Annotated in this window: 14 protein-coding genes; 8 read left to right on the top strand and 6 right to left on the bottom strand. The window is 43.8% G+C overall.

What is annotated here, in order from left to right:
• Positions 1-142: 142 nt before the first annotated feature.
• The 4 genes from P2W73_RS12650 to P2W73_RS12665 form a co-directional block, all read right to left on the bottom strand.
• Positions 143-739: a mobile mystery protein B gene (locus P2W73_RS12650; protein WP_276502411.1), complete on the bottom strand. Its 597-nt coding sequence runs from the start codon at positions 737-739 to the stop codon at positions 143-145.
• Complete coding sequence (locus tag P2W73_RS12655) at positions 730-1197, bottom strand: mobile mystery protein A (protein WP_276502412.1); 468 nt, start codon at positions 1195-1197, stop codon at positions 730-732. The genes P2W73_RS12650 and P2W73_RS12655 overlap by 10 nt, the downstream gene beginning before the upstream one ends.
• Before the next feature lie 87 nt (positions 1198-1284).
• On the bottom strand, positions 1285-3177 hold the full coding sequence (locus P2W73_RS12660) for a gamma-glutamyltransferase family protein (protein ID WP_276502413.1): 1893 nt from the start codon (positions 3175-3177) through the stop codon (positions 1285-1287).
• 193 nt (positions 3178-3370) lie between these two features.
• A complete protein-coding gene (locus P2W73_RS12665; RefSeq protein WP_276502414.1) occupies positions 3371-4762 on the bottom strand; it encodes a urate hydroxylase PuuD in 1392 nt (463 codons plus the stop codon).
• Between the two features lie 175 nt (positions 4763-4937).
• Here P2W73_RS12665 and allB point away from each other — a divergent pair, with 175 nt between their 5' ends.
• The 7 genes from allB (at position 4938) to P2W73_RS12700 (ending at position 12274) form a co-directional block, all read left to right on the top strand.
• A complete protein-coding gene (gene allB, locus P2W73_RS12670; protein ID WP_276502415.1) occupies positions 4938-6344 on the top strand; it encodes an allantoinase AllB in 1407 nt (468 codons plus the stop codon).
• Positions 6345-6434: 90 nt separating this feature from the next.
• Positions 6435-7676 (top strand): M20 family metallo-hydrolase, encoded by a 1242-nt coding sequence (locus P2W73_RS12675; protein ID WP_276502416.1) that lies wholly within the window; start codon positions 6435-6437, stop codon positions 7674-7676.
• A 14-nt stretch (positions 7677-7690) separates the two neighbouring features.
• Positions 7691-8437, top strand: a complete 747-nt coding sequence (gene allE, locus P2W73_RS12680; protein ID WP_276502417.1) for a (S)-ureidoglycine aminohydrolase — start codon at positions 7691-7693, stop codon at positions 8435-8437.
• A gap of 78 nt (positions 8438-8515) precedes the next feature.
• Positions 8516-9019 carry a 2-oxo-4-hydroxy-4-carboxy-5-ureidoimidazoline decarboxylase gene (uraD, locus tag P2W73_RS12685; protein ID WP_276502418.1) on the top strand — a complete coding sequence of 168 codons (504 nt, stop codon included), beginning with the start codon at positions 8516-8518 and terminating at the stop codon, positions 9017-9019.
• Entirely contained in the window at positions 9016-9354 is a 339-nt protein-coding gene (gene uraH / locus P2W73_RS12690; protein WP_276502419.1) for a hydroxyisourate hydrolase, read from the top strand. Before uraD ends, uraH begins: the two co-directional genes overlap by 4 nt.
• A 234-nt stretch (positions 9355-9588) precedes the next feature.
• Complete coding sequence (locus P2W73_RS12695; RefSeq protein ID WP_276502420.1) at positions 9589-11037, top strand: DUF6986 family protein; 1449 nt, start codon at positions 9589-9591, stop codon at positions 11035-11037.
• Between the two features lie 109 nt (positions 11038-11146).
• Positions 11147-12274 carry a saccharopine dehydrogenase family protein gene (locus P2W73_RS12700; protein ID WP_276502421.1) on the top strand — a complete coding sequence of 376 codons (1128 nt, stop codon included), beginning with the start codon at positions 11147-11149 and terminating at the stop codon, positions 12272-12274.
• 79 nt (positions 12275-12353) lie between these two features.
• On the opposite strand, the gene P2W73_RS12705 is transcribed toward P2W73_RS12700, so the two are convergent.
• Positions 12354-12953 carry a NifU family protein gene (locus P2W73_RS12705; RefSeq protein WP_276502422.1) on the bottom strand — a complete coding sequence of 200 codons (600 nt, stop codon included), beginning with the start codon at positions 12951-12953 and terminating at the stop codon, positions 12354-12356.
• A 138-nt stretch (positions 12954-13091) separates the two neighbouring features.
• Here P2W73_RS12705 and P2W73_RS12710 point away from each other — a divergent pair, with 138 nt between their 5' ends.
• Positions 13092-13445 carry an arsenate reductase family protein gene (locus P2W73_RS12710; RefSeq protein ID WP_276502423.1) on the top strand — a complete coding sequence of 118 codons (354 nt, stop codon included), beginning with the start codon at positions 13092-13094 and terminating at the stop codon, positions 13443-13445.
• A gap of 3 nt (positions 13446-13448) precedes the next feature.
• Here the strand turns inward: P2W73_RS12710 and P2W73_RS12715 are convergent, their stop codons facing one another.
• Positions 13449-14684 (bottom strand): TCR/Tet family MFS transporter, encoded by a 1236-nt coding sequence (locus P2W73_RS12715; protein WP_276502424.1) that lies wholly within the window; start codon positions 14682-14684, stop codon positions 13449-13451.
• Between the last annotated feature and the right edge of the window lie 15 nt (positions 14685-14699).

A 14699-nucleotide genomic window follows, 5' to 3' on the forward strand; every position in this document is an offset into this window, starting at 1 on the left:
AAATAGAATTCCCTGTAATGTTTGTGTAGTAGAAAATCTACTTAATTGCAAATTGATGAGTGCCAGACGAACAATAAGGGTGCTTAGTTTTACTTTTTGCTCCCGAATTATCGGGAATGAAAATGACCAGGTTTTATTCCAATCAGGATTTTGCAAAAGCCACCAACTCCTTATAATCTCCATTATCAGCCTTTTTCAATGCTTTTAAATAAGTATTGCGTGGATCACCCTGTTTTACAAGATTGGCAGCGCCCCATGTAAAAGGAGGCAGGTGAAAAATTTTTTCCATCATTGTATCTGCCAGCAAACGTGAATGCCGGCCATTGCCATTGGCAAAACAATGTATCTGAACAATACGATGCTTCGAACGAATGGCTATTTCCTCCGGTGTGAAACTATGGTGATGTATCCAATACAGGCCATCATCAAGCAATTGTTTTACCGCGACAGCAATCTGGTGTTTATCAATGCCAATATTCTTATCCGTTTTGCGAAACTCTCCTGCCCATTTCCATACGCTTGCATACATACGGCGATGCAATTCCCGCACGAATTTTTCTGAAAGAATTTCTTCTTGTCTGAATTTTTTTGTCCTGAGCCATAGCATTGCCTTCTCAATATTCTGTTGCTCAAACTCATCTAATTCACCCCGTGTGGTGATGTTTTTAATAAGCAGGCCTTCTTTTTCATCGTCATCCAAAGGAGTTTGTCCGTTTGTATAATCCAGGTCTAATCCCATAGATAGCCAGGCATTTCATTTTTGATTTCTTCAGCTCTTTCTTTGATGGCTTTTTCGATCCTCTGTTTAGAGTTTTCCTGGTCTTCCAGCATCATGCTTTGCGAGGTCCGCATCACTATTTCTTTTGCTATGATGCGAGCCTTCTTTTCAATCATTTGTTCCAGCGATCCTTCTTCAGGAATAAAACCGTAGACCAGTTGCATGTTCAACGCTTTACCTGCTTCCCGTAAATTTTTTAATGTAATCGACCCATCTTTCTCCCGCTGCTCGATTTCCCTCATACTTTGAGGCGTAATCGATAGCCGGTTGCCCATTTGGCGTAACGACATTTTTAAGGCGGTTCTGATAGCATATATCCACCCAGATGGAGGCTTTGCTATGTCCCCAACATGTTTTAAAACTTGAATTTTTTTATCAAGCTGCTCAATTAAGAGTTTATGTTTTTTTTCGCTTTTCATAAGGCTATAACCTTAAAATTTTATTACAAATATAAGGCTATAACCTTAAAAAAATAATACTGATTTAAGGCTATAGCCTTAATATTTTTACCATCCTATCCCATAATCTTCTCCATGATTACTGGAACCACCCCAAAGCGTTCCGTGTTTCCAGTCGAAGTAAATGGCATTGATCGGCCCACTGGTGCGGTTTCCAAAGCTGAGTGTATAACCCATCTTCTTTAATTCTTCCCGCACTTTTTCAGCTGTGTTATTATTGATCAGTATGCTGCCGGGCTGGGGCTTGCGGTCTTCGGTTTTGGTACCGCCCAGGGATAGCCAAAGCTGGTTGCTGTTGATATTAGCTGCTTCAACGGATTGCTGTACCGTCATCCCAAACTCAACCATGTTCAGGAAAAACTGCAGGAGATTTTGATCCTGTGTGTCACCACCCTGCACGGCAAAGGATAAGAAGGGTTTGCCATCCTTCAGTGCCATCGAAGGTGTCAGGGTTACCCTCGGCCTTTTGCCTGGCTCCACGACATTGAATGGGTTTAGCTCTGCATCTAAAACAAAACTTTGCATCCGTTGACTTAGACCTACACCGGTATTGCCAGCGATACAGGCGGGTAACCATCCACCGCTTGGCGTAATTGATACTACCCAACCCTCTTTATCGGCTGCTTCCACGCTGGTAGTACCCCGCCAGAGGCGATCCATATATTCTTCGGTAATATTTATAGCAGCATGATCAGTTGTATCATGGGCCGGCATAAAATTTTTGCGAGTGGGTGGCGTCATATCAAAACCTCTTTTCTTTAGCAGGTCGAGGTAAGGATTGCTCTTTCCTTCAAACGGATAGGGATCTCCGGGGCCGGTAGCAGCGTCATTCTTTTCCGGGTTGATAAGGCCTGCCCTTTGTTTCGCATAGTCTTTACTCAATAACCCTTGTATCGGTTCTGCCGGTGGAAAATAGGGATCGCCATAATAAAAATCACGGTCAGCAAATGCCAGGTTCATCGCCTGGTAAATGGTATGGATATACTGGGTGCTGTTGTAACCCATTTTTTTGAGATCAAAGTTTTCCAGGATGTTCAGTGCCTGTAACATCGAAGGACCCTGTGTCCACTGCTGCAGTTTGTATACCTCAATGCCGCGATAATTTACTTTCATGGGCTCCTCTTCAATAGGCTTCCATTTGGCCAAGTCTTCCATCGTGAACAATCCGCCCTGTTCCCGACAACCCCTTACCAGTTCTTTGGCTATATCGCCTTTGTAAAACCGATCATAGGCCGCCATAATAGCTTGCTTGCGGCTTTTCTTTTGTTTCAGTGCCTGTTGCTCGGCTTCCACCATTTTAGTGAGTGTCTGTAGCAGCTCTTTTTGCACAAAGATCTCCCCTGCTTCCGGCGCTTCTCTTTTTTCACCAAGATGCGTCAGCAATACCTTTTTGCTATACGGCCATTCTTTGATCCTTTCTTTTCCTCTTTCAATGCTATTGGCTGTCTGTGCATCGATGGGGTAGCCGGTTGCCAGTTGCATGGCGGGTGCCAGTACCTGTTGCAGGCTCATGGTTCCATATTCGGCCAGCATATAACAAAGACCACCGGGTGTGCCGGGAGTGACAGCTGCCAGCGGACCGTACTCAGGCGGGAAATAGTATCCCTTGCCCTTAAAAAATTCAGCCGTAGCTCCCGAAGGCGCAAAACCCAGGGCATTTATCGCAATGACTTTTTTTGTTTTGGGATTATAGATCAGGGCCTGGGTTTCACCACCCCAGCTCAGCACATCCCACATGGTGCAGGTGGCCGCCAGCATAGCACAGGCGGCATCCACCGCATTTCCCCCTTGTTGAAAAATCATCGCCCCGGCTTGTGCAGCCAAAGGTTTGCCGGTTATGGCCATCCAGTTTTTGCCATGCAAAGGTGGCTTTTGGGTGGGTTGGGCTTTGCTAATGATAAAAAATCCAAGAAGAAAAAGGAGGAGTGAGGCGTATTTCATGAGAGGAGTTTGTTGATTAAAGTTAGCAACAAGAGGACGGATTAAATGGAGAGGTGCAAATAGTTAGAAAACAAAGGTTGTAAGGTCGGAATCTTGTGCGTCGAATAATGAGCTTATTCGACGCACATTTTGCGTAGATTATGATCCGATGCGTAGATTAGGTTGAACCGGATAATTAATTTACTCAGACGAATCATTTCAGGTTGGCTCCGCCCTCAATCCAACACCTGATCATTTCCCGCTCCTCCGGTGTCATATTGGTTTTATTGTTTTGAGGCATTGATTTGGTAAGCACCACCCGTTGGATGATTAATTCTTTTTTGGCGACGATTTCCTGGGGGGTATCATATTTAACTCCGTTGGGTGCTACTTTGTATACATCATCAGTCGGCATGGAGGAATGACAACTCACACAACGCTGCTGGATGATGGCATTCGCAGTGGCAAAACTGATCTCGCTGCATTTCGTCGTGGAAGCTTTTGGTGCCGTGGCAAAGACAACGGCCAGCAATATCAATACGGAGGCAGGCATTACCCACACACTTAATTGACCCTGTTCCCGCAGATTGAGCCAATGCTTGATGCCGGCACTTCCCAATGATATTGCTGCTAACACGATCCATTGATAGGCGTGGCTGAAAGTGCCGGGAAAATGATTGCTGACCATCACAAATAAGACCGGCAGCGTAAAGTAATTGTTGTGAATAGACCGGAACAACGCATTCTTTCCCTTTTGTGCATCAGGCAGCTGACCTCTTTTAGCAGCATTGACCATGGCTTTTTGTGCCGGGATGATCACAAAAAAAACATTCGCCACCATGATGCTGCCGATCATGGCGCCAAAATGCATAAAAGCCGCCCGGCCGCTAAAAACCTGGCTGTAGAACCAGGCAAAAGCAATTAATACGAGTGTACCGATAATGGCAAACAAAATTGGCTTTTTGCGCAGCGGCGATTTGCAAAGCAGGTCATACATGCACCAGGCCGCGATAAATGAACCTATGCCGATAGCAATACCTTCCACGGTAGTCAACTTCATTACCGCCGGATCGATCAGCATGGCCGATGCATTGAAATAGTAAACGATGAAAAGCAGCCCGATACCGGAGAGCCAGGTGAAGTACGCTTCATACTTGAACCAGTGCAAATGTTTGGGAATAGTCTTCGGCGCTACCTTATATTTTTCCAAATAATAAAACCCGCCGCCATGTACGGCCCAGAGATTACCGGCTAGTTCGTCCCGGATGTTTTCGGTACGGTTCAATGCATTTTCTAAAAACACAAAATAAAAAGAGGCGCCGATCCAGGCGATACCGAAAGTGATATGCATTACCCGCACAACAATGTTCAGCCATTCCATCAAATGAGCTTCCCATGGAGTTCCTTTTACCATAAAATAGATACTGGTAATTATTGCGGCGATGGTCAATACGATGGCGGCATAGATCCAGCCCTGAATCCAACTTGTTTGCTCATGTTCATTTTCCAGTGCTTCATTTTTTTTTAATACAACACGGATATGATAAGTCATGATGATGAGCATCACCAGGATAAGGGAAAATAATATGAGCAGTATAGTTGCCATTGAATTTTTTCACGAAGGCGCAATGTAATATGAATGGCGTCTTTTGTTCCTTTGCGGCTTTGCGTGAAACTCATCCTAAAGTAAAACATTGTTTTGATTATTTTTAGGAAAGCAGGAGCACAAAGGACACAACGTTGTATCCTTCGTGAACTTAGTGTTCCATAAATTTTCCAATATGCTTCGATGCGCAATAGTAAGTAATCGTGTCATTACCCCTGACGGGATGAAAAGGGCATTTGTTGTTATCAACAATGGAAAGATTGAAGAGCTAGTGGATCAGTTTCCAGCCAATGATCTAAATATTATTGATGTCGGCGATAAAGTTTTGATGCCCGGCATCATTGATCCGCATGTCCATATCAATGAACCGGGAAGAACGGATTGGGAGGGTTTTGATACGGCCACTAAGGCGGCGATTGCAGGTGGTATTACAACAGTAGTTGATATGCCGTTGAATTCATCACCAGTAACTACTACTGCAAAAGCATTTGATGAAAAGATAAAAGCTACAACCGGAAATGGTCAGACCGAAACGGTCAGACCAGGTAAGCTACATTGCAATTGTGGCTTTTGGGGTGGCATCATTCCCGGCAATGAAAAGGAGATAGAACCATTAATTGAAAAAGGCGTTCTGGGATTTAAAGCATTTCTTACTCATTCGGGTATTGATGAATTTCCCAATGTAACTGAGGGTGAGCTAAGAAAGGCAATGCCCATCATCGCAAAATATGGTTTGCCATTATTAGTTCACTGCGAACTAAGCTCCCCTCTCCTTTGGAGAGGGGTTGGGGGTGAGGTTTATCAAAACTATCTATCATCCCGACCTAAAAAATGGGAAGACGACGCCATTGCATTAATGATCCGGCTGTGTGCAGAGTTTAACTGCCGCACTCATATTGTTCACCTGTCATCGGCCGATTCTATTGAGCAAATCGTTAAAGCAAAAGAAAAGAGCCTGCCTGCCGGTAGGCAGGGATTGCCGTTAACAGTTGAAACGGGCCAGCATTATTTATACTTCAGTGCCGAAGAAATTAAAGATGGACAAACAGCTTTCAAATGTGCACCGCCCATAAGAGAGAAAGAGAATAATAAAAAGCTATGGCAGGCATTGAAGGAAGGCATCATTGATTTTGTAGCAACCGATCATTCACCGGCACCGCCTGGCATGAAAGAATTAACAACCGGGGATTTTATGAAAGCATGGGGTGGCATTTCTTCCATACAGTTTGCATTGCCGTCCCTGTGGACAGCAGCTAGAAAACACGACTGCAATATCACTGATCTTGCAAAATGGCTTTGCGAAAAACCAGCTGTACTACCGGGTCTGCAGCAACGCAAAGGAAAAATTGAAAAAGGTTACGATGCCGACCTGGTTGCCTGGAACCCCGGGAAAAGTTTTATTGTAAAAGAAGAAATGATCCATCATCGCCATAAGATCACACCTTATGTTGGAGAGAAGTTGTTTGGAGTGGTAGAACAAACCTGGTTAGCCGGTGAAAAAGTTTTTGATAAAGGCGAATTTGTTTTTGGTAAAGGGAGCATGCTATTAAAAGATAAGGAACACAACGGCCACAAAGATTAACACAAACTTGCCTGCGGCAGGCAGGGAACACAACGTCGTGTCGTTCGTGTTTCGTCATGTCCTTTGTGCTCCAAAAAAAGAATTTGGCTCATGAATTATTCACAAAGAGCAAAAAAAATTTTACAGCGAATCGATGAACTGGCTGCTATCAGCGAGGATGAAGGCTTTATTGCCCGCACCTATGGCACGCCTGCTTTTTTGGAAGCAAGAAATAAAGTTGAACAATGGATGAAGGAGTCCGGGTTATCAACAAGAGTAGATAGTATCGGTAATATCCGCGGCAAACTTTTATCCAATGACCCCAATGCCAAAACTTTTGTGATCGCCTCGCACATAGATACCGTGATCAATGCCGGCAAATTCGATGGTCCGCTCGGTGTAATAGCGGGTCTTGATATTCTTGAAAAACTTGTTCAATCAAAAACAACACTTCCCTTTCATATTGAACTGATCGGTTTTTGTGATGAAGAAGGCTGTCGATTTCATACAACCTACCTGGGCAGTAAAGCCGTCGCCGGTTGTTTCGATAATCATCTTTTGCAAATAAAAGATGAAGCAGGACAACAATTAGCGGATGTCATTGAAGCAAATGGTGGGCATGTCAATGAGCTGGCTAACGACGCTATTCCAAAAGAGCAATGGCTGGGTTATTACGAAATACATATCGAACAGGGGCCTGTTTTGTATGAAAAAAATATTCCTGTTGCCGTAGTGGCTGGTATCGCCGGTCAGTACAGGGCCGGTATCATTTTCAATGGTGAAAACGGTCATGCAGGTACCGTACCAATGACCATGCGAAAAGATGGGCTTGCCTGTGCTGCCGAATTTGTGCTGGCAGTGGAAAGTGTTGCAAAGCAGTATGCCAACCTGGTGGCTACCGTTGGCAAGCTTCACATCATTCATCCGGCCAGTAATGTTATACCTGGCGAAGTGATAGCGAGTCTTGATCTTCGCAGCGATAATGAAGAACTGCTGGTATCTTCTTACGCTGCTATCCAAAAGTTGGCAGAGGAAATTTGTCAAAAAAGAAACTGTGTTCTGGAGTGGAACCTGATCCAATACAACAAGCCGGTGATCTGCGATACATCGATGAGTCGGACGTTAGCGCAGTCAATTAATAAATCAGGCCACGAGCTGGTGACATTGGTAAGTGGCGCCGGTCATGACGCCGTAACCATTTCTACCGTAGCGCCGGTATCTATGCTATTTGTCAAATGTTTTAAAGGCATCAGTCATAACCCGCTTGAAAATGTAGAGCCGGAAGATATAGCGGCAGCCATTGAAGTTTCCGATAACTTTATACAACAATTAATAAGGAGCAATAACTTGTAACATTATTTTTTTGCATGGAAATATCTGCATTAACCCGCACCGTCGTTAAACCAAATCATGCGATCATCGCACCCGATGGATATATTAATAGCACCGTGCCGGGCTGGACTGGTTGTACGGTAAATGTGATCATAAATGAAGCAATGGGAGCCAATCTTTGTCAAACGCTGGTAACAGCGGGGAAGGACTGTAAGCTTATTGGTGCTACCAAAGAATCACAATTGTTTTTTTATATCATCAGCGGCAAGTTAAAGGCAACGGTCAGTGGAAAAATAAAAATGATGAGCGCCGGTCAGTTTATTTACATACCCATTGGCAAAGCGTATAAACTGGAAAATATAAAAGAGGGAACGCAGCTATTAAGTTTTCATAAAGTGTATGAAAAGCTGGAAGGCTATGATGTGCCCGGAATCATTTTTGGTAACGCTGCCGATGTATCCGCCCCGGCTTATTTGGGTGATAAAGCTCTGCGCTTACAGGTATTATTGCCGGATAATCTTTCGTTCGACATGGCGGTTAACATTTTTACTTATGATCCCGGCGGTCATTTGCCAATGGTAGAAACGCATATTATGGAACATGGTTTGATGTATCTCCGTGGACAGGGTATTTATATGCTGGATCATCAATGGTACCCGGTGAAAAAAGGAGACTCGATCTGGATGGCTCCCTATTGCCAGCAGTGGTTTACAGCCATGGGTAAAGAACCGGCCGTGTATATTTATTATAAGAATGTGAACCGGTTTCCGGCGAAAGTGTAATGTGATGTAGCCAGCAGCAGTACTACTATCAGCTTCGGTTGCGTCGCACTCTTCAACGTTCAGTAAATTGATTGTGCTATGACCTTACACGAATTAAATAGCCTACCCAAACAACAACTCCGCGACGAGCTGATGAAATGCTGCGGCTCGCAGGCATGGGTAGACCGGATGTTACCTTTTTTCCCCGCAGATGATATGGTAGAACTGTTGGAAGACGCCGAAGAACAGTGGTTCAAATGCTGTGAGCAGGATTGGAAAGAAGCTTTTGCACAACATCCGAAGATCGGGGATATGGAATCACTGGAAAAAAAATTTGCTTCCACTGCCACATGGGCTTCCGGTGAACAGGAAGCAATAAAAACCGCTTCATCGGAAACGCTGCAGCAATTAAAAGAGGCGAATCAGCAGTATGAAGAAAAGTTCGGTTATATTTTTATCGTGTGTGCTTCAGGAAAGTCTGCAAATGAAATGCTGGGGATGTTGCAAACCCGCTTACAAAATAGTCCTGAAGTAGAAATTGAAATAGCAGCGGATGAGCAAAACAAGATCACTATACTTCGGATCGAAAAATTACTTGAATGAGCCAGGTTACCACACATATCTTGGATACCAGTAAGGGCAGGCCTGCACAGGGGATCACTGTTATCCTTTATATTGGTCAAAATGACGAATGGGATGAAATAGCCCGGGGCATTTCCAACGCCGATGGAAGAGTTACCGGTCTTTTGGAAAAAGCCATTTTGTTACAACATGAAATTTATAAGCTAAGATTTGAAACGAAGGATTATTTTGACAAAAACCAGGTAGCAACACTCTATCCTTATGTGGAGATCATCTTTGATATTACTACAGATGATCATTATCATATTCCATTATTATTAAATCCATTTGGGTACAGTACATACAGAGGTTCTTAGGAGCACAAGAGATAATAGACGTCGTGCGTTCTTTGTCTTGGTAGAGGCACAAAGTGTCGGTTGAAATCTAATACGCAGAATAATTGAACCACGAAGACACGACGGCACAAAGTGGCACGGAGTAACTAAACTTTATGTATCTCCGTGTCCTTGTGTCCCGGTGGTTCAAAAATATTTAACACAAAAGTCATATCCCGAGTATAAGTAACACGGCTGAATCCTTAAATTAATGGCATGAATCTTTCCATCAACGAAGCAGACATAGAAAGCATCCTTGGCAGTTTGAAAGTTGCCAATCTCAGGTTTCAGCAAACCTATCCCGGCGATAAGCCTGACCGTCAGCCCGTACACACTGTTTATGGAGGCGCCAACCTTTTCAAATCGGACACCTGCATCAAAATGGGTGAGATTGCCCTGAAAAGTTTGCAAACCTATGCGCCAAACTTCGTGGTATTGGCCGATGTGTTGCATTTGGAGGGTTTTATTAACCTGCCGTCTTCGGATAAGAAGATTGAACGACTGGTGAAAGACCTTGATAAGATGAGTGAAAAGAAAAGAAAAAATCATCCCGCCTGGCTTCCCTATTCCGTTTATAAAAAGATCATCCATAAGTTACAAACAGAAGCGGTTGAAGATTTTCGCATCGACTTTGAAGATGGATTTGGCAACCGGCCCGATGAAGAAGAGGACGCCACGGCGGTAGCCGCCGCCAATGAACTGGCAGCAGGCATGAAAAAGAAAACAATCTCGCCATTTATTGGCATCCGGATAAAGCCTTTTACCGAAGATCTGAAGTACCGGGGTGTAAGAACGCTGGATATTTTCCTGGCAACGCTTTTGGAAAAAACAAACGGGAAACTACCGGATAATTTCGTCGTCATGCTTCCCAAAGTGACGATTCCCGAACAGGTGATGACATTGGTAAAACTTTTTGAGATCATCGAGACAAAAAATCATTTGCCACCCGGTTCACTGAAAATGGAAACAATGGTGGAAGCCACCCAGATCATCATGGATGAGGAAGGAAGAAATCCGCTGATGAGAATCATCAAAGCCAGTGAAGGAAGATGTATCGCCGCACATTTTGGCACTTATGATTATACAGCCTCCTGTGGTATTACGGCCAAATACCAAACCATGGCACATCCTGTTTGCGACTTTGCCCATCACATGACCAAAGTGGCGCTGGCAGGTACCGGGATATTTTTATCAGATGGCGCAACGAATGTGATGCCCGTTGCCCCGAACCGGGGCGAAAAATTATCCAAAGAAAAGATCAAAGAAAATGTTGACTCGGTGCACAATGCCTGGCGAATCGGTTATAGTCACACCATGCACTCACTCATCAATGGTTTTTACCAGGGTTGGGATCTGAACCCCGCACAACTTCCCATGCGCTATGCAGCTACCTATAATTTTTTCCTGAGCAGTTATAACGATGCAGTTTTCCGGTTAAAGACATTTATGGAACGAGCCGCCATCTCTACCCTCACCGGTGATATTTTTGATGATGCCGCCACCGGGCAGGGTTTGCTGAACTTTTTCTTAAAGGCCATGAATTGCGGTGCGATTTCAGAACGGGAGGCAACTGCTACCGGTCTGACCATTGACGAAATCAGAAGCCGCTCCTTTTACAAAATATTGCAAGGCAGGAGAGGTAAGAAAGAAGCTGCGAGCTTTTAGCTACGAGCTGCGAGACACCATCGGAAACTAATAGAACCTTGCTCGTGGCTCACAGCTCACGGCTCATAGCTTTTCTTCGTTTAAATTTGATCCACAAAACTTTTCTCCCATGACGATTGCTGTATTAGGAGCAGGTATGGTTGGCCGGGCCATCGCACTGGATTTAGTTAATGATTATGAGGTGACTTCCTTTGATTTTAGTACTGAAAACCTTTCGCAGCTAAGAAGCAGGAATGATAAAATAAAAACTTTCATCGCTGATCTTTCGGACTATAAGACTTACCCGAATCTTCTACAGTCGTTTGATTTGGTCGTCACGGCTGTTCCGGGATTTATGGGTTATAAAACATTGGAAGCTGTAATCAATGCCGGAAAAAATGTTGTCGATATTTCATTCTTTCCCGAGGATGTTTTGCAGCTGGATAAATTGGCGAAGAAGAAAAATGTAACAGTTATTACCGATTGCGGTGTAGCCCCCGGTATGAGCAATTTTATTATCGGCAGGTATAATGAAGAGATGACGGTCACTCATTTTGAATGCTACGTGGGCGGATTGCCCAAAGAAAAAAAGCCACCTTTCCAATACAAAGCTCCTTTCTCTCCCATTGATGTAATTGAAGAATATACCCGGCCGGCAAGATTGGTAGAAGCTGGCAATATTGTTATTAAACCTGCACTCAGCGAACGGGAACTGATATGGTTTGAAGAAGTGGGCCAATTGGAAGCATTCAATACTGACGGGCTTCGTTCCCTGATCTACACGATGAAAGATGTTCCCGATATGAAAGAAAAAACATTACGTTATCCGGGACATATCGATCTGATCATGGCGCTGCAACAGGCGGGCCTTTTTGATACGACTCCTATTTCTATAAAAAATACAGCAATCTCCCCGCTTGAGTTTACCTCAAAGCTGCTGATCAACGAATGGAAGCTGGGACCCGAAGAGGAAGAATTCACGATTATGAAAGTGATTGTAAAGGCAGAAAAAGATGGAATGGAAAAAACAATTGAGTACAACCTCTTTGATGAATACGATCCGGCGAGCAAAACTTCATCCATGGCAAGAACAACGGGCTATACCTGCACGGCCGCAGTCAATCTTATCACCAGGAATTTGTTTACAGAAAAAGGTGTCTTTCCTCCTGAGTTGATTGGTAAACACAGGGACTGTTTTGATTTTGTGATCAACTACCTGGCGGAAAGAAATGTAAATTGGAAGATGTCTGAACTGTAATGTGTGAGATGTTTGGGATAAATGACAAATGAAAAAGCGGCACAAGCCGCTTTTCTATCTTAATAATCTTCGTTCAGACTTATTCTGACTCTGCCACTACTTCTTTTACTTCTGGTATCATTCTCTTCATCATACCCTCAATACCGGCTTTCAGTGTGATCATGGAAGAGGGGCAACCACTGCAACTTCCCTGCATGGCCAGGTTTACCGTACCATCTTCGTAACTTTTGAATTGGATAGCACCACCATCCATTTCTACAGCGGGGCGAACATAATTATCTAATAATTCTTTGATACGCTTAACCACATCATCATCATCGGCGGTTACCGCATTGGTGCTTTCTGTTTTCATTGCAGCCACTTCTTCCTCATTCACCACGGGTTTTCCTTCCTCCAGGTATTCTTTCAGGAACTGGCGGATAGAGGGAATCACATCCTGCCAATCTTCCGTATCGCTGGTTTTAGTCAGCGTCACGAAATTGCTGGCGATAAATACCGCTTTAACGAAAGGAAAGCCAAACAGCTCTGTTGCCAGCGGAGATGGTTTTGCACTTTCAATATCCGGAAAATCAATGCTTTTGCCCGGGTACAAAAGTTTGTTGGCTACAAACTTCATGGTTTCCGGGTTAGGGGTCATTTCAGTATAAATGCTGATAATGGGGCTGCCTGTCTTAATCATAAAACTCACAATTTGAGATGCAAAAATAACAATAATTCTTCGCCCTTGTTTAAAAAGCTGCGAAACATCGGCTCCTTAACAAGTCATTATTTGAGCCAAAAGCGCATATTTGCCAAATTTTTTTAAAGATTTACCCGGATGAAAAAAATCTATTATCTCGGCACCTGCAGCACCTGTGCAGGTATCATGAAAGAAACAGGCATTAATTCAGCAAGCGGTTTTGAAATGCAGGACATCAAAACGCAAAAGATTACGGCAAAGCAATTGGAAGAAATGAAAAAAATGGCTGGTAGTTATGAAGCCCTTTTCAGCCGGCGGGCTTTAAAGTACAAAGAACTTGGGTTGAAGGACAAACAGCTTACTGAAAAAGACTATCGTAATTATATCCTCGACGAGTATACCTTTCTTAAACGTCCCGTGGTTATCATTAGCGACAAAATCTTTATCGGCAGTGAAAAGAAAAATGTGGAATTGCTAAAAAAGTCCGTTTGAGGATCAGGCTGCTTTCGCTGTCATTTCAGTTTTCTCTTTTTGCAAAACAGAGTATGCGATCAGCACGCTGACAAGCATAAATACGGCGGCCAATAGGAAAAATGCCCCCGGAAAATGAACCGGTGCATTTTTAGTAGTGAAGTATTTGAATATGTTATTCATGATAGGAGGGCCGATAATAGTAGTAAGACTCATTAAACTTGTCAACGTTCCCTGCAGCTCACCCTGTTCGTTCGGTGGTACGTGACCAGCCAGTATGGATTGCAATGCAGGCCCTGCAATACCGCCCAGGCAATAGGGCACTAAGAATGCAAACATCATCCACCCTTCGGTGGCAAAAGCAAACAATACAAGTCCCAGCGTATACAAAAGCAGGCCCAGGTAAATGCTTTTTTCATTGCCCAGCCTGGGATTGATGACCCTGTTAAGTCCACCCTGCACGCCACCTACCAATAAACCTACTACAGCTAATGAAATGCCGACCATTTTTTCGCTCCAGTGAAAACGATAGATGGTAAAAAAACTCCAATTACCCTGAACAGACTGTGCAGCGAGATAGAGCAGGAAAAATGAGAGGGCTAATCCGCCAATAGCAGGATATCTTTTTAATAACTGCAAAGAGCCAAGCGGGTTGGCTCTCTTCCAATGAAACTCGCGGCGGTGTTCCTTACTTAATGATTCAGGTAACACAAAATAGCCATACAATGCATTTAACAAGCAAAGAACAGCGGCTGCATAAAAAGGAGCCCGGATACCAAGGCCCGCAAGCAGCCCACCCAATGCAGGACCGATAACAAAACCTAAACCGAAAGCAGCGCCGATCATTCCAAAATTTTTAGCTCTTGTTTCTTCTGTGCTTACATCAGCGATATAAGCAGATGCCGTAGTAAAGCTGGCGCCTGTGATGCCGGCAATAATGCGACCGACAAACAACCATCCATAAGTAGGTGCCAGTGCCAGGAAAAGATAATCGATGCCAAAGCCTAATAAAGACGATAATAAAACAGGTCGCCTGCCATATTTATCACTTAAGTTGCCGATTACCGGCGCAAATAAAAACTGTGTAATGGCATACACAGATAATAACCAGGCCCCATATGGGCTGGCTTCATTGATGGAAATATTTTTTAACTGGGCAATAAGATCAGGCATCACGGGAATGATCAAACCCCATCCCATTACATCAATCAAAAGAGTAATGAATATAAATCCCACAGCTGCTTTACGATCTTTTGCCATATATTTTTTACTTGT

It is taken from the genome of Terrimonas pollutisoli (assembly GCF_029360765.1).
Taxonomy (GTDB): Bacteria; Bacteroidota; Bacteroidia; order Chitinophagales; family Chitinophagaceae; genus Terrimonas_B; species Terrimonas_B pollutisoli.

What these genes read in the sequence shown, in the direction of transcription:
- P2W73_RS12675 (WP_276502416.1), top strand. Translation starts at nt 6,435, where the DNA reads ATGAATTATTCACAAAGAGCAAAAAAAATTTTACAGCGAATCGATGAA.
- uraH (WP_276502419.1), top strand. Translation starts at nt 9,016, where the DNA reads ATGAGCCAGGTTACCACACATATCTTGGATACCAGTAAGGGCAGGCCT.
- P2W73_RS12710 (WP_276502423.1), top strand. Translation starts at nt 13,092, where the DNA reads ATGAAAAAAATCTATTATCTCGGCACCTGCAGCACCTGTGCAGGTATC.
- P2W73_RS12705 (WP_276502422.1), bottom strand. Translation starts at nt 12,953, where the DNA reads ATGATTAAGACAGGCAGCCCCATTATCAGCATTTATACTGAAATGACC.
- allE (WP_276502417.1), top strand. Translation starts at nt 7,691, where the DNA reads ATGGAAATATCTGCATTAACCCGCACCGTCGTTAAACCAAATCATGCG.
- P2W73_RS12650 (WP_276502411.1), bottom strand. Translation starts at nt 739, where the DNA reads ATGGGATTAGACCTGGATTATACAAACGGACAAACTCCTTTGGATGAC.
- P2W73_RS12660 (WP_276502413.1), bottom strand. Translation starts at nt 3,177, where the DNA reads ATGAAATACGCCTCACTCCTCCTTTTTCTTCTTGGATTTTTTATCATT.
- P2W73_RS12665 (WP_276502414.1), bottom strand. Translation starts at nt 4,762, where the DNA reads ATGGCAACTATACTGCTCATATTATTTTCCCTTATCCTGGTGATGCTC.
- allB (WP_276502415.1), top strand. Translation starts at nt 4,938, where the DNA reads ATGCTTCGATGCGCAATAGTAAGTAATCGTGTCATTACCCCTGACGGG.
- P2W73_RS12715 (WP_276502424.1), bottom strand. Translation starts at nt 14,684, where the DNA reads ATGGCAAAAGATCGTAAAGCAGCTGTGGGATTTATATTCATTACTCTT.
- P2W73_RS12655 (WP_276502412.1), bottom strand. Translation starts at nt 1,197, where the DNA reads ATGAAAAGCGAAAAAAAACATAAACTCTTAATTGAGCAGCTTGATAAA.
- uraD (WP_276502418.1), top strand. Translation starts at nt 8,516, where the DNA reads ATGACCTTACACGAATTAAATAGCCTACCCAAACAACAACTCCGCGAC.
- P2W73_RS12700 (WP_276502421.1), top strand. Translation starts at nt 11,147, where the DNA reads ATGACGATTGCTGTATTAGGAGCAGGTATGGTTGGCCGGGCCATCGCA.
- P2W73_RS12695 (WP_276502420.1), top strand. Translation starts at nt 9,589, where the DNA reads ATGAATCTTTCCATCAACGAAGCAGACATAGAAAGCATCCTTGGCAGT.